The organism is Stenotrophomonas sp. a6, from assembly GCF_030913325.1.
GTDB classification, from domain to species: Bacteria; Pseudomonadota; Gammaproteobacteria; order Xanthomonadales; family Xanthomonadaceae; genus Stenotrophomonas; species Stenotrophomonas maltophilia.
Genome location: NZ_CP133161.1, coordinates 938,263 through 951,788, shown reverse-complemented (window position 1 = coordinate 951,788; position 13,526 = coordinate 938,263). Strand labels below are relative to the sequence as shown.

The following is a 13,526-nucleotide window of genomic DNA, read 5'->3' as shown; positions in this document are numbered from 1 at the left end:
AAGCTGAACATGGCCATCCTCGCGACTGGCGCGCGGGGACCGCCCCGGCGAGCGGCCGCTCAGCCGGGGCAGCGGTGGTTCAGTGCTGCGACCTGGCCTCGGCAGGCGCCGCATCGGCTCCCTGCCCGGCCGCAGGATCCACCTTGCGGATCTCCACGCCCCCGTCGTCGGTACGGCGCAGGGCCACCGACTCCGGCGTGGCCTTGCGCACATCCACCGAACCATCCGCATTGCGCTGCACGTCCACCGCGTCGGGCAGGACCTCCCCTTCCGCAGGCTGAGCCGGCTGCATCTGCAGGGCGTCACCGACCGGGCGCGCCGGAGTGCTCTCCGTGCCAGCATCGCGCTCGACGGTCTGCGCAGGATCATTGGCCGGCGCACAGGCAGCCAGCGCCATCAGCGCGAAGGGAACCCACAGCGTGCGGTGCAATCGATTGATACCAGCCATCAACATCTTCCTTCGTGCATGCGCCATCGGCGCGGAAGATCCATTGGGTGCGATGCAGGACGCGATGCGCTGAGAAGCAGCGCACAGCATTGAAAACACTGATGACGCGTATGCCCCTGATTTCAGCATCGCTTCAGTAGATCCACGCCATGCGTGGATGAAGCGCAACCCGGCATACAGGCAAGAAAAAAGCCACTTGGCGAACCAAGTGGCTTTCGTCTGGTGGGCTGTCAAGGATTCGAACCTTGGACCTATTGATTAAGAGTCAACTGCTCTACCAACTGAGCTAACAGCCCGAAATCGGGGCGCGAATTATGACCCGATCCGCTCGGAGGGTGCAAGCACTTTCTTCAACATCGTTGAAACCAGCACTGCGATCCCGCTGCGTTGCAGATCCACGCCAGGCGGGGCCCTGCAACCTGTGATCCATCGAAACGAAAGGGTCACACTAATAAGAAAAAAGCCACCTGGCGTACCAGGTGGCTTCCGTCTTGGTGGGCCGTCAAGGATTCGAACCTTGGACCTATTGATTAAGAGTCAACTGCTCTACCAACTGAGCTAACGGCCCGTGAAACTCAGACGCACATTGTAGCGTGCTTTCTGTTTATTGCAATACCGTTTCGGCTGCGCCGATGCGGTTGAATCAGTGGGGTGGCTGAGGGGATTCGAACCCCCGACCACCGGAATCACAATCCGGTACTCTAACCAACTGAGCTACAGCCACCACTGAAACTTTCACTCCATCGCCGATACCGCTGACGCTGGAACCTCAAACCTTTGCCTGGAGACTGTCACCGAAGTTCCGGTCCGCCGAAGCGAGTCCGATATTCTGGTGGAGTCTTTACCCTTTTGCAAGCACTTCTTCACATCCGCCGATGCGATCCCGGTGCTCGCCGATGGCGCGCCCGACAGGAATCGAACCTGTAACCGCCGGCTTAGAAGGCCGGTGCTCTATCCAGTTGAGCTACGGGCGCCCGAACCGGAACGGTGTCCAATCCGACGTGATGTGGGATTGGTCGGGGTAGAGGGATTCGAACCCCCGACATCCTGCTCCCAAAGCAGGCGCGCTACCAGACTGCGCTATACCCCGGTCTTGCAATCCCCTCGGGCCGGGCCCGGGGAGTCGTTCATTGTGGCCAAGCACATCGCGAACTGTCAACGCAGGCGAGACCGGTCATGAACCTGCCACGGCGCCATGCGTGGTCATCGGCTATGCTCGCAGTCATCGGCCGGATGGCCGTCCCGACCTTCATTCGCACGGAGAACTCGCATGCGCAGCGGCAACCCGGCTCTTTCCGAGTCGACCTTCCTTGATCTCGCCAGCGGTTCGGTGGTGACCCACCCCGACCAGGTGATGACCCTCAACGGCACCGCCAACAAGACCGGCCTCCTGCTGCTGCTGACCGTGCTGACCGCAGCGTTCGCCTGGAGCCAGTCGGTCGACGAGTACGGCCAGATTTCCGGCAGCGCAAGCCTGTACGCCATCGGTGGCGCGATCGGTGGCCTGGTGCTGGCACTGATCACCATCTTCAAGAAGGAATGGTCGCCGGTGACCGCGCCGATGTACGCGCTGGTTGAAGGCCTGTTCCTGGGCGCCGTGTCTGCACTGTTCAACATGAAGTACCCGGGCATCGTGTTCCAGGCGGTGTTGCTGACCTTCGGCACCCTGGCCGCCCTGCTGTTCGCATACCGCAGCGGCGTGATCAAGGCCACCGAGAACTTCAAGATGGGCGTGGTCGCCGCCACCGGCGGTATCGCCCTGCTCTACCTGGCCTCGTTCGTGCTGGGCTTCTTCAACATCAACGTGCCGGTGATCCACGACGCCAGCTGGCTGGGCATCGCTTTCAGCCTGTTCGTGGTGGTCGTGGCCGCGCTGAACCTGGTGCTGGACTTCGACTTCATCGAAACCGGCGTGGCCCAGCGTGCGCCGAAGTACATGGAGTGGTATGGCGCATTCGGCCTGATGGTGACCCTGGTCTGGCTGTACGTGGAATTCCTGCGCCTGCTCTCGAAGATCCAGCAGCGCTGAGTCCAGCCACGCCGTAAACGACAGGCCGCGATCCGCAAGGGTCGCGGCTTTTTTGTAGAGTCGAGCTGGCCCACACGTCCCCTGCCCCCCCATGCCCGACACCTTTCACAGCTACCGCCCGGCGGAGGGCCACCGCCTGCCGCATGACCCGTTCAACGCCATCATCGGCCCGCGCCCGATCGGCTGGATTTCCAGCCAGGACGCGGGCGGCACGTTGAACCTGGCGCCCTACAGCTTCTTCAACGCCTTCAACTACACCCCGCCGATCATCGGCTTCTCCAGCCAGGGCCGCAAAGACTCGCTGCGCAACATCGAAGCCACCGGAGAGTTCGTCTGGAACCTGGCCACCTTCGACCTGGCCGAGGCCATGAACGAAAGCTGCCGCGCGGTTGCACCGGATGTCGACGAGTTCGCCCTCGCCGGCCTGACCCCGCTGGCATCCACGCAGGTCGCGCCACCGCGTGTGGCACAGAGCCCGGTGAGCATGGAATGCCGCTGCACCCAGATCGTGCGCCTGCGCGATGCCGCCGGACAGGACACCCACGGTTGGCTGGTGCTGGGCGAAGTCGTGGCGGTGCATATCGATGCACGGTTGCTGGTCGATGGCATCTACGACACCGCGGCGGCGGCACCGATCCTGCGCGGCGGCGGCCCCGCCGATTACTTCCGTATCGGCGCCGAACAGCGCTTCCGCATGTTCCGCCCAGCCTGATCCCAGCCCTTTGCGGGGCAACCCGCAGAGTCACCGACGCTATCACCACCACGGCTGCAGCCGCGCGGCTACCCCGCCGAACCCATCGCTGCAGCGTAGTGCGCCGCAAGGTGCTCGACCAGCGCGCGCACCTTGGGGGCGAGCGCGCGTGCATGCGGATACAGCGCGAAATAGCGCCGCTGGCCGGCATGCCAGGCTGGCAGCACGCGGATCAGACGACCGGCGCGCAGGTCCTCCTGCACGGTCAACGCGGTGAACAGGCTGATGCCCATTCCGGCCAGCGCGGCGGCATACAGGGCGGGGGTGGCATCCACGCGCAGGCGCTGCCCGGCGTCAACGCTCACGCTCGCGCCACGCGGCCCCTGCAATTGCCAGGGCGGCATTGACGGCGTGGGACTGAAACCCAGCAGCGTGTGCTGTTCGAGATCTGCTGCCTGTCGCGGCAGGCCATGGCGAGCCAGGTAGGCCGGTGCCGCGACCAGGATGCGCGGGCAGCTGGCCAGCTCGCGCGCGACCAGCTGGCTGTCCGGCAATGAAGCCGCAATGCGCAGGGCCAGGTCGAAACCACCGCCCACCACATCGACCAGCTGATCATCCGCCGACAGGTCCAGCGTGACCTGCGGGTAGCGCTGCAGGAACGAGGGCAGCCAGTGCGGCAGCTCCTGGCTGGCCACCACCTGCGGCACGCTGATCCGTACGCGGCCACTGGGTTGCGCCTGCCCGGCGCGGGCACGGTCGTCGGCCTCCTGCAGGCGGTCCAGCAGCGTTGCCGCCTCGCGGTAGTAGTCGCGCCCGGCCTCGGTCAATGACAACCGACGGCTGTTGCGATCGAGCAGGCGCACCTGCAGGTGTTCTTCCAACTGGCGCAGCTGCCGGGACATCGCCGAGTGGGTGGTCCCCAGGCGTTCAGCGGCCGCGGTGAAACTGCCCGCGTCAACGATGGCGCGCAGCGCACGCAGGGCGGCGAAGTGATCCATCGGCGGGCAGCTCCGTCTGGCGGGGCCCACGGCATGCGGGCCCCGCCAGCTTATCAAGCGCCGTCGCCAGCCTTGCGCACCGGCAGTGCGAGGATCGCGTCAGTCGTCATGACATCGCCGAAGGTGTCCTCGATCTGGGCCAGAGAGGCTTCATGCAGCGCGCGATGGCTGATGCGCTGGCCGCCGGCCAGGTCCAGGTCACGGCTGGCACTGGCATCGGAGGCCACGATCACCCGATAGCCGCGCGGCGCGGCGGCCGCATCGCGCGCGGCACCGGCCACGCAGGCGTGGGTCTGCAGGCCGGTGACGATCAGCGTGTCGATGCCGGCGCTCTTCAGCACCTGGTCGAGCACGGCGGCGGACGCGCCGGCGAACACGCTGACGTTGTCCTTCTGCACCACGGTCTCGCCCTGGCGCGGCTGCAGGTCGCGATGGAAGGCCGCATTGACGCTGCCCTGCGCAAACAGCGTGGCGCCGGCCGGCAGCACATGCTGCACGTGGATCACACCGATGCCATTGGCGCCGGCAAATTCGACCACCCGCTTCGCCTGGCGCAGTGCGGCCATGCCGTCGGGGATGACCATGCGGCCACCGGCAAAGCCCGGTGCGGCGCTGGCATCGAAATACTCGTTCTGGAAGTCGATCACCAGCACGGCGGTCTTCGCTGCATCCAGCGAGGTCGCGACCGGCGCGCCGGCCATCTGGCGGATGGTGGGATGGGCCGGATCAACGGCGGCAACCGGGGCGGTGGCGGCCATGCCGATCAGGCTGGCCAGGCCGAAGGTGGTGAGGTTCATGTGCGGATTCCTGCGATGGGTGTGGAGCACAGGATGCGGAGCGCCTGGCGCACGAACCAGCCCCACAGAGGCACATGATCTGTGCGAAGCTCGCACAGGCCACATCTGTAGCGTCGAGCCATGCTCGACGGCCTTTCTGCGGTTGCCGACACGAAGATCAATCGAGCATGGCTCGACGCTACACCGGCGGAGAAACGCAACGGGGCGCCCGAAGGCGCCCCGCTGTGGATCCAACCGCGATCGACCTGCCGCTTACAGGCGGCTGGCGATGGCCTTGGCGAAGCTCATGGTGGTGCCGGTGCCGCCCAGGTCGCCGGTCAGCGAGTCCTTGGCTTCCATGGTCGCCACGATGGCCTTGCGCAGGCGCTCGGCGTTTTCCGGCTGGCCGATATGGTCCAGCATCTGCGCGGCTGCCAGCAGCAGCGCGCACGGATTGGCCTTGCCCTGGCCGGCGATGTCCGGCGCGGTGCCGTGCACGGCTTCGAAGATCGCCGCGTCCTTGCCGATGTTGGCACCCGGGGCCAGGCCCAGGCCGCCCACCAGGCCGGCGCACAGATCGGAGATGATGTCGCCGAACAGGTTGGTGGTGACGATCACGTCGAACTGTTCCGGACGCATCACCAGCTGCATGCAGCAGTTGTCGACGATCATTTCCTGGAACTCGATGTCCGGGTACTGCGCGGCCACTTCACGGGCGACGTTCAGGAACAGGCCCGAGGTCGACTTGATGATGTTGGCCTTGTGCACGGCGGTGACCTTCTTGCGGCCGGTGCTCTTGGCCAGCTCGAAGGCGTAGCGCACGATGCGCTCGGAGCCCTTGCGGGTGATGCGGGTGCCGGAGAAGGCGGTCTCGCCGTCGGCCGACACTTCCTGGCCTTCGGCCAGGTAGGCACCCTCGGTGTTCTCACGAACGGTGATCAGGTCGACGTTGTCGAAACGCGACTTGGTGTTCGGGAAGGTGTGGGCCGGACGCACGTTGGCGTACAGGTCGAAATGGCGGCGCAGGCTGACGTTGATCGAGGTGAAGCCACCACCGACCGGGGTGGTCAGCGGGCTCTTCAGCGCGACCTTGTTGCGCGCGATCGATTCCAGGGTCACCGCCGGCATCAGGTCGCCGTGCTTTTCCAGGGCCACCAGGCCGGCGTCGGCGTCTTCGTACTCCAGCCCAGTCTTGAGCTGGTCGAGCACGAACAGGGTGGCGTCCATGATTTCCGGGCCAATGCCGTCGCCGCGGATGACCGTAATTTTCTGCGTCATTGATCGATGTTCCGAACAGGGGGAAAAACGCCGTCCGGACGTGCCCGGAAACGCCGGCGCAAAGGAAGTTTCACCGGCAATTATGCCTGAGACGGGGCCGAGGTCCCAAATAGACCATGGTCCCAGTGCCCGGCTCAGGCAGAATTGCCCGCGCATTCTTCCTCTACCCCCGCCTGTCGGCGCGCCCCTTCAACAAGAAGGGGCTCCTGGGCTGCTGGATCGCGGGACAGGCCCCCTCGCGGGCCCGGTAGTGCCGGCCGCTGGCCGGCAACCTCGGCCAGGTCGAGTTCAGGCGATGCCGGCCAGCGGCCGGCACTACCCTCAGTGCTCGTGCGCTGCCGGAGCGCTGGCGCCGCCTTCAAGCTGGTCGAGGAAGTCGACCGCGCGGCGCAGGTGCGGGATCACGATGGAACCGCCCACCACCAGGCCGACCGAGAAGGTCTCGAAGAACTCTTCACGGGTCACGCCGGCGTCCTTGCACTGGGCCACGTGGTAGCTGATGCAGTCGTCGCAGCGCAGCACCATTGAGGCCACCAGGCCCAGCAGTTCCTTGGTCTTCACATCCAGCGCGCCGGCCTGGTAGGTCTGCGTGTCCAGTGCGAAGAAGCGCCGCACCACCTGGTTCGGTTCGCCCAGGATGCGTTCGTTCATGCGCTTGCGGAAGTCGGTGAATTCGGCGATGCGGTCCTTGCTGCCGTCGTCGGCCGCGCTCATGCCTGGCCCTGCCCGGCCAGCAGCGGCTCGAGCTTGCCTTCACGGTGCAGGGCCATCATGTCGTCGTAGCCGCCCACGTGGACGTCGCCGACGAAGATCTGCGGCACGCTGGTGCGGCGGGTCAGTGCCATCATCTTCTCGCGCTCGGCCGGGTCCAGGTCGATGCGGACCTCGGTCCACTGCTGGCCCTTGCTCTTCAGGAAGTTCTTGGCGGCCACGCAGTACGGGCAGACGGCGGTGGAATAGATGGTGATGGCGGGGGCGCCGCCGGCGGTCTGGGCTGTCACGGGAAACTCCACGATGGATCGACGGTCTACATATGGTACCGGTGCGCTGGAAATTCCACGCCACCGCCGCAACACTGTGGGTTAACGAATGGTTGCCCCCTGCCCTGCCACGCTTGGCGCGCCCTGCCCGAGGACCTTCCGCTTGCGAGCCCTGCTGCTGACTACCGCCGTTACCCTGGCCCTGGCCATGCCGCTGGCCCAGGCCCAGGAGAAGCTGCCCGACATCGGCTCCTCGGCCGGCGAGCTGCTGACCCCGGCGCGCCAGGCCGAGTACGGCGCGATGATGCTGCGCGAGCTGCGCAACTACGGCTACCTGCTGGACGACCCGCTGGTGAACGACTGGCTGCAGACCATGGGCACCCGGCTTGGCTCCAACAGCGACCAGCCGCGCCAGCCCTACACGTTCTTCGTGATGAAGGACCGCCAGATCAACGCCTTCGCCACGCTGGGCGGCTATATCGGGGTCAATGCCGGCCTGGTGCTGACCGCCGAGCGCGAGGACGAGGTGGCTGCAGTGCTGTCGCACGAAATCGCGCACGTCACCCAGCAGCACGTGCTGCGCGGGGTCGAACGCGCCCAGCGCGACCAGATCCCGATCCTGCTCGGCATGCTGGCGGCGGTGGTCGCCGCGCAGGCCAGCAACAGCACCTCCTCCGGCAACGCGACGATGGCCGCGATCAGCTCCGGCATGGGCCTGATGCAGCAGCGGCAGATCAACTACACCCGCTCCAACGAATCGGAAGCCGACCGCCTCGGCATCCGTACCCTGTCGCGCAGCGGCTACGACGTGGATGCCATGGCCGGCTTCTTCGAGCGCATGTCGGCAGCGATGCGCGGCAACGAGGGCGGCTACAGCGTGCCCGAGTTCCTGCGCACCCATCCGGTCAACATCACCCGCATCAGCGAGGCCAAGGCCCGCGCCGAGCAGATGAAGAAGGACACGGTGCTGCTGACCACCAGCACCCCCAGCGGCGAGCGCAGGGAGCGGGTGAATCCAGCCGATCCGGGCCTGGCCGAGCCCCTGCTGCGAGGAAACAACCCCTTGCTGCCCAGCAGCGTGCTGCGCGTTCCGGTCGGCCAGCTGGCCCGTGGCGCCAGCGGCGACTTCGAGTGGGCACGCGAGCGCCTGCGCGTGCTGAGCGCCGATTCCACCGCCGAGCTGGAGCGCGAATACGCGGACATGGCCAAGCGGCAGAAGGACGGTCTCAACGACGCCCAGCGCTATGGCCAGGCGCTGGCGGTCATGCGCGGCGGCCGCAGCGGTGCCACGCAGGCCCGGCAGACCCTGGCCAGCCTGCTGCAGACCCGCCCGGACAACCTGTGGCTGGCACTGGGCCTGGGCGAGGCCGAATCGCGTGCCGGGCTGGGCGCGCAGGCCAACACCCGTTTCGAGCAGCTGCTGCGCGAGCACCCCAACAGCCGGCCCGTGGCCCTGACCTACGCCGAGATCCTGAACGAACAGGGCACCCGCGAGGCGGGCCAGCGCGCGCAGGCCATGCTGCGGCCCCTGCTGTCGCAAAGTGGTAACGATCCGGTCTTCCAGCAGCGATACGCCCGCGCCAGCGAGCTGGCCGGTGACAGCGTGCGCGCCAGCGAGGCCTATGCCGAGGCCGCCTTCCTCAGCGGCCGCCCGGAGCAATCGCTGATGCAGCTGCAGGCCCTCAAGCGCAACCCGGCGCTGGACTACGTGGGCCGGGCGCGGGTGGATGCGCGCATCGAGGCGATCACCCCCACCGTGCTGGAGCTGCGCCGCCAGGGCGTGCAGGACCCGGACCTGGACCGCCGCTGAGTGCTGCGTGACCGGTCGATGGCAATCCCGACCGGTTCCGGCCAGGCAGTCACAAACATGTCATCAAACCGTAGTCTACTGGCACCACTCCAGTAACCGAGCCCTACGGTGTCCTCGTGCAGAAACGCATCCTGATCGTCGATGACGAGCCCGCGATCCGTGAAATGGTCGCCTTCGCCCTGCGCAAGGGCGATTACGAACCGGTCCACGCCGGCGATGCCCGTGAGGCCCAGACCGCCATCGCCGACCGCGTCCCCGACCTGATCCTGCTGGACTGGATGCTGCCCGGCACCAGCGGCCTGGACCTGGCCCGCCGCTGGCGCAAGGAAACGCTGACCCGCGAAGTGCCGATCATCATGCTGACCGCCCGCGGTGAAGAGAACGACCGCGTAGGTGGCCTTGAAGCCGGCGTCGACGACTATGTGGTCAAGCCGTTCTCGGCGCGCGAACTGCTGGCCCGCATCCGTGCGGTCATGCGCCGCGCCCGCGAGGACGACGAGGACGGCAGCGTGGCCGTCGGCCCGATCCGCATCGACGGCGCCGCCCATCGCGTGTTCGCCAACGACCAGCCGGTGCCGATCGGCCCGACCGAGTACCGCCTGCTGCACTTCTTCATGACCCACCCCGAGCGCGTCTACACCCGCGCCCAGCTGCTGGACCATGTGTGGGGCGGCAGCGTGTACGTGGAGGAGCGCACCATCGACGTGCACATCCGCCGCCTGCGCAAGACGCTGGAACCGTTCAACGCCGAGAACATGGTGCAGACCGTGCGCGGCGCCGGCTACCGCTTCTCCACCGCGACCTGAGTCTCGTCGTGCCGACGCCGCGCACCCGCGGGTGCCGGCGCCGGCAACTCTGCTATAACCCTCGGTTCACCCCAGTGAACCGCCGCACTTCAACGACGAGATCGCAATGCCCCGCCACATCCGCTCTGCCTGGTTGAAGACCCTGGCCACCGTTGCCGCGGTACTGCTGTTCTCCGGACTGGTGGGGTGGTTCACGGGTCACCTGTGGCTGTGCATCGCACTGGGCGCGCTGGCCACCCTGGCCTGGCATTACTGGCGGCTGCGCAGCGTGCTGCGCCGGCTGACCGCGCGCCAGCGCTGGGATACCGCCGAGGAAGGCACCGGCGTCTGGAACGAGCTGGACCGCCTGCTGTACCGCAACCAGGTGGAAATGCGCGTTCGCAAGCGCCGCCTGCTCGACATGCTGCGCAGCTACCGCGCCGCTGCCGCCGCGCTGCCCGATGCCGTGGTGGTGCTGGACCGCAACAGCCAGCGCGTGCAGTGGTTCAACGAAGCGGCCACCGCCCTGCTTGGCCTGCATCATCCGGGCGACCTCGGCGAGGCGCTGGTCGAACGCCTGCAGCCGATGCCGCTGGCGCACTGGCTGGCCGGCGGCCGCAACGCCGAGCCGATCCTGGACGTGCCCTCACCGGTCGATCCTGCGATCCGCCTGAACCTGCGACTGATTCCGTATTCTTCGGACTACTGGCTGCTGATCGCCCGCGACGTCAGCAAGCTGCTGCGCCTGGAACAGGTGCGCCGCGACTTCGTCGCCAACGTTTCACACGAACTGCGCACGCCGCTCACCGTGGTCCACGGTTACCTGGACATGATGGACCCGGAGGATTTCCCGGGCACCGGTCCGATGCTGGAAGAAATGCGCAAGCAGAGCCAGCGCATGGCCCAGCTGGTGGAAGACCTGCTGACCCTGTCGCGGCTGGAGTCGCAGGAGCACAGCGAGGAAGAGACCGTCGCCATGCAGCCGATGCTGGCCACACTACGCCGCGAGGCCGAAGCGCACAGCCAGGGCCGCCACCAGATCAGCATCGACGATCTGGCCGGCGTCGACCTGCAGGGTTCCACCAAGGAGTTGCATAGCGCCTTCTCCAACCTGGTCACCAATGCGGTGCGCTATACGCCGGCCGGTGGCCGCATCGCCGTGGAGTTCCGCCGCGAAGGCGAGGGCGCGGTGCTGGCAGTGCGCGATTCCGGTTACGGCATCCCGGCTTCCCACCTGCCACGCCTGACCGAACGTTTCTACCGTGTCTCCAGCAGCCGCTCCCGCGAAAGCGGCGGTACCGGCCTGGGCCTGTCCATCGTCAAGCACATCCTCGGCCTGCACCACGCGCGGCTGGAGATTGAAAGCGAGGTCGGCAAGGGCTCGGTGTTTTCCTGCCATTTCGATGCCGACCACGTGCGCCCGCGCGAGTCCGCCCCCCTGACTTCCATCGAAGAATGATGCCATGAGCAGCCTCGGATCCCTCCCCCTCCCCGTGAGCCCGGACAATGATCCGTTGCGCGACCCGGCGCTCTACATCAACCGCGAGCTGTCGCAGCTGGATTTCAACTTCCGCGTGCTGGCGCAGGCGATGGATCCGCAGGTGCCGCTGCTGGAGCGCCTGCGCTTCATGTGCATCTCCTGCACCAACCTGGACGAGTTCTTCGAGATCCGCGCCGCCGCCGTCCGCCACGCGCAGGAATTCGGCCTGCCACCGGCACCGGACGGGATGAGCCCGCAGGCGATCCTCAACGCCATCCACGACCGCGCGGCACAACTGGTCGACCAGCAGTACCGCTGCTGGAACGAGACGCTGCGCCCGGCGCTGATGGAGGCCGGCATCGGCGTGCTCGGCCGCCACTCCTGGACCGATCGGCAGAGGCGCTGGCTGCGTGCCTATTTCCGCAACGAGATCATGCCGGTGCTGTCGCCGCTGGGCCTGGACCCGGTGCACCCGTTCCCGAAGATCCTCAACAAGTCGCTGAACATCGTGGTGGTGCTGAAGGGTACCGATGCGTTCGGCCGCGCCGGCCATCTGGCCATCGTGCGTGCGCCGCGCTCGCTGCCGCGCATCATCCAGCTGCCGGAGAAGCTCGGCGGGTCGCAGAATTTCGTGTTCCTGTCATCGGTGCTGTCCACCTTCGTCGATGAGCTGTTCCCGGGCATGGAAGTCCAGGGGGCCTACCAGTTCCGCGTCACCCGCAATTCCGAGCTGGTGGTGGACGAGGAGGAGGTGGAAAACCTGGCGCTGGCACTGCGCGACGAACTGGTCGATCGCGGCTACCGGCCGGCGGTGCGGCTGGAAATCGCGCAGGACATGCCGCGCGAGATCGTGCGCACCCTGCTGCAGAACTTCGGCCTGACCGAGAACGCGGTGTACCGCATCGACGGCCCGGTCAACCTCAACCGCATCATCCAGTTGTACGACCTGATCGCACAGCCGGACCTGAAGTACCCGCCAATGACCCCGCGCACGCTGCGCGACAGCGACGGCATCTTCGAGACCGCGGCGCGCCAGGACCTGCTGCTGCACCACCCGTTCGATGCTTTCACCGCGGTGCTGGACCTGATCCGGCAGGCGGCGATCGACCCCAACGTGCTGGCGATCAAGCAGACCCTGTACCGCACCGGCAAGGATTCGCTGATTGTCGATGCGCTGATCCAGGCTGCGCGCAACGGCAAGGACGTGACCGTGGTCGTTGAACTGCGCGCACGCTTCGACGAAGAGGCAAACCTGGGCCTGGCCGATCGCCTGCAGGAAGCCGGCGTGCAGGTGGTGTACGGCGTGGTCGGCTACAAGACCCACGCCAAGATGCTGCTGATCGTGCGCCGCGAGGGCCGCAAGCTGCGCCGCTATGTACACCTGGGCACCGGCAACTACCACAGCGGCACCGCCCGCGCGTACACCGACATCAGCCTGATCACCGCCGATGCGGACATCGGCAACGACGTGCACCTGCTGTTCCAGCAGCTGTCCGGGCTGGCCTCGAAGATGAAGCTCAAGCGCCTGCTGCAGTCGCCCTTCACCCTGCACACCGGCATCCTCGGTCGCATCGAGCGCGAAACGCGCATCGCCGCCGCCGGCCGCCCCGCGCGGATCATCGCCAAGATGAACGCGTTGAACGAACCGCAGGTGGTGCGCGCGCTGTACGCCGCCTCGCAGGCCGGCGTGCAGATCGACCTGATCATCCGCGGCGCCTGCACCCTGCGCCCGGGTGTGCCGGGCATCTCGGACAACATCCGCGTGCGCTCGATCGTTGGCCGCTTCCTGGAGCACAGCCGCGTCTACTGGTTCGGCAACGACGGCGCACCGGAGATGTACTGCGCCAGCGCCGACTGGCTGGAGCGCAACCTGCTGCGCCGGGTCGAGACCTGCTTCCCGATCCTCGACCCGGAGCTGGCCAAGCGGGTCTACCGCGAGGTGCTGCAGAACTACCTGGACGACAACCTCAACGCCTGGGAACTGGATGCCGACGGCATCTACCACAAGCGTGCCCCGGCCCACGACGAAGCCCCGCATTCCGCGCAGATGGCATTGATGCAGGGCCTCTGACCCGGTGTGTCGACCAAGGTCGACACCTACCAAGAGCAGTAGGCACCGATTTTGGGCGGGATAGGATCAGTGCCGACCAACGGTCGGCACCCACCATCAGATCGCAGAAATCTGTCAAAGGCGGGGTGGGTCCGCCAACCCACGGATACCCCGCTTTTGATGTTGACGTTGACGTTGACG

Annotated in this window: 12 protein-coding genes and 5 tRNA genes; 6 read left to right on the top strand and 11 right to left on the bottom strand. The window is 66.7% G+C overall.

Translation table 11 applies throughout. The features are described from left to right. Positions 1–79 precede the first annotated feature (79 nt). The 6 genes from Q9Q79_RS04355 to Q9Q79_RS04330 all read right to left on the bottom strand — a co-directional run bounded on the left by Q9Q79_RS04355 (position 80) and on the right by Q9Q79_RS04330 (position 1,538). Positions 80–448, bottom strand: coding sequence for a hypothetical protein (locus tag Q9Q79_RS04355; protein WP_012479266.1), 369 nt, complete (start codon positions 446–448; stop codon positions 80–82). Positions 449–668: 220 nt separating this feature from the next. Continuing rightward, positions 669–744, bottom strand: a tRNA-Lys gene (locus Q9Q79_RS04350). A gap of 196 nt (positions 745–940) precedes the next feature. Next, a tRNA-Lys gene (locus Q9Q79_RS04345) sits at positions 941–1,016 on the bottom strand. Positions 1,017–1,095: 79 nt separating this feature from the next. After that, positions 1,096–1,172: transfer RNA gene (locus Q9Q79_RS04340), tRNA-His, on the bottom strand. Between the two features lie 173 nt (positions 1,173–1,345). Further along, positions 1,346–1,422: transfer RNA gene (locus Q9Q79_RS04335), tRNA-Arg, on the bottom strand. A 39-nt stretch (positions 1,423–1,461) separates the two neighbouring features. Further along, positions 1,462–1,538, bottom strand: a tRNA-Pro gene (locus Q9Q79_RS04330). 180 nt (positions 1,539–1,718) lie between these two features. Between Q9Q79_RS04330 and Q9Q79_RS04325 the strand changes: the two genes are divergently transcribed. Both Q9Q79_RS04325 and Q9Q79_RS04320 read left to right on the top strand, forming a co-directional pair. Continuing rightward, a complete protein-coding gene (locus Q9Q79_RS04325; RefSeq protein WP_012479265.1) occupies positions 1,719–2,477 on the top strand; it encodes a Bax inhibitor-1/YccA family protein in 759 nt (252 codons plus the stop codon). Between the two features lie 91 nt (positions 2,478–2,568). After that, positions 2,569–3,189: a flavin reductase family protein gene (locus tag Q9Q79_RS04320; protein WP_012479264.1), complete on the top strand. Its 621-nt coding sequence runs from the start codon at positions 2,569–2,571 to the stop codon at positions 3,187–3,189. Between the two features lie 68 nt (positions 3,190–3,257). On the opposite strand, the gene Q9Q79_RS04315 is transcribed toward Q9Q79_RS04320, so the two are convergent. The 5 genes from Q9Q79_RS04315 to grxC all read right to left on the bottom strand — a co-directional run bounded on the left by Q9Q79_RS04315 (position 3,258) and on the right by grxC (position 7,221). Further along, positions 3,258–4,166, bottom strand: a complete 909-nt coding sequence (locus Q9Q79_RS04315) for a LysR family transcriptional regulator (RefSeq protein WP_012479263.1) — start codon at positions 4,164–4,166, stop codon at positions 3,258–3,260. A gap of 53 nt (positions 4,167–4,219) precedes the next feature. Next, the gene (locus Q9Q79_RS04310) at positions 4,220–4,963 is read right to left on the bottom strand and encodes a cysteine hydrolase (RefSeq protein ID WP_201861811.1); all 744 of its coding nucleotides are present in this window, start codon (positions 4,961–4,963) and stop codon (positions 4,220–4,222) included. Positions 4,964–5,215: 252 nt separating this feature from the next. Next, positions 5,216–6,220: an isocitrate dehydrogenase gene (locus tag Q9Q79_RS04305; RefSeq protein ID WP_012479261.1), complete on the bottom strand. Its 1,005-nt coding sequence runs from the start codon at positions 6,218–6,220 to the stop codon at positions 5,216–5,218. Positions 6,221–6,541: 321 nt separating this feature from the next. Beyond that, on the bottom strand, positions 6,542–6,934 hold the full coding sequence (locus tag Q9Q79_RS04300) for a carboxymuconolactone decarboxylase family protein (RefSeq protein WP_005412372.1): 393 nt from the start codon (positions 6,932–6,934) through the stop codon (positions 6,542–6,544). Then, positions 6,931–7,221 carry a glutaredoxin 3 gene (grxC, locus tag Q9Q79_RS04295; RefSeq protein WP_004154541.1) on the bottom strand — a complete coding sequence of 97 codons (291 nt, stop codon included), beginning with the start codon at positions 7,219–7,221 and terminating at the stop codon, positions 6,931–6,933. The genes Q9Q79_RS04300 and grxC overlap by 4 nt, the downstream gene beginning before the upstream one ends. A gap of 88 nt (positions 7,222–7,309) precedes the next feature. Between grxC and Q9Q79_RS04290 the strand changes: the two genes are divergently transcribed. From Q9Q79_RS04290 to ppk1, 4 genes are all read left to right on the top strand, one after another. Further along, a complete protein-coding gene (locus tag Q9Q79_RS04290) occupies positions 7,310–9,010 on the top strand; it encodes a M48 family metalloprotease (protein WP_012479259.1) in 1,701 nt (566 codons plus the stop codon). A 116-nt stretch (positions 9,011–9,126) separates the two neighbouring features. Next, complete coding sequence (phoB, locus tag Q9Q79_RS04285; RefSeq protein ID WP_005408258.1) at positions 9,127–9,816, top strand: phosphate regulon transcriptional regulator PhoB; 690 nt, start codon at positions 9,127–9,129, stop codon at positions 9,814–9,816. A gap of 106 nt (positions 9,817–9,922) precedes the next feature. Continuing rightward, complete coding sequence (gene phoR / locus Q9Q79_RS04280; protein ID WP_005408257.1) at positions 9,923–11,254, top strand: phosphate regulon sensor histidine kinase PhoR; 1,332 nt, start codon at positions 9,923–9,925, stop codon at positions 11,252–11,254. A gap of 4 nt (positions 11,255–11,258) precedes the next feature. Beyond that, on the top strand, positions 11,259–13,346 hold the full coding sequence (gene ppk1 / locus Q9Q79_RS04275; RefSeq protein WP_005408256.1) for a polyphosphate kinase 1: 2,088 nt from the start codon (positions 11,259–11,261) through the stop codon (positions 13,344–13,346). Positions 13,347–13,526 lie beyond the last annotated feature (180 nt).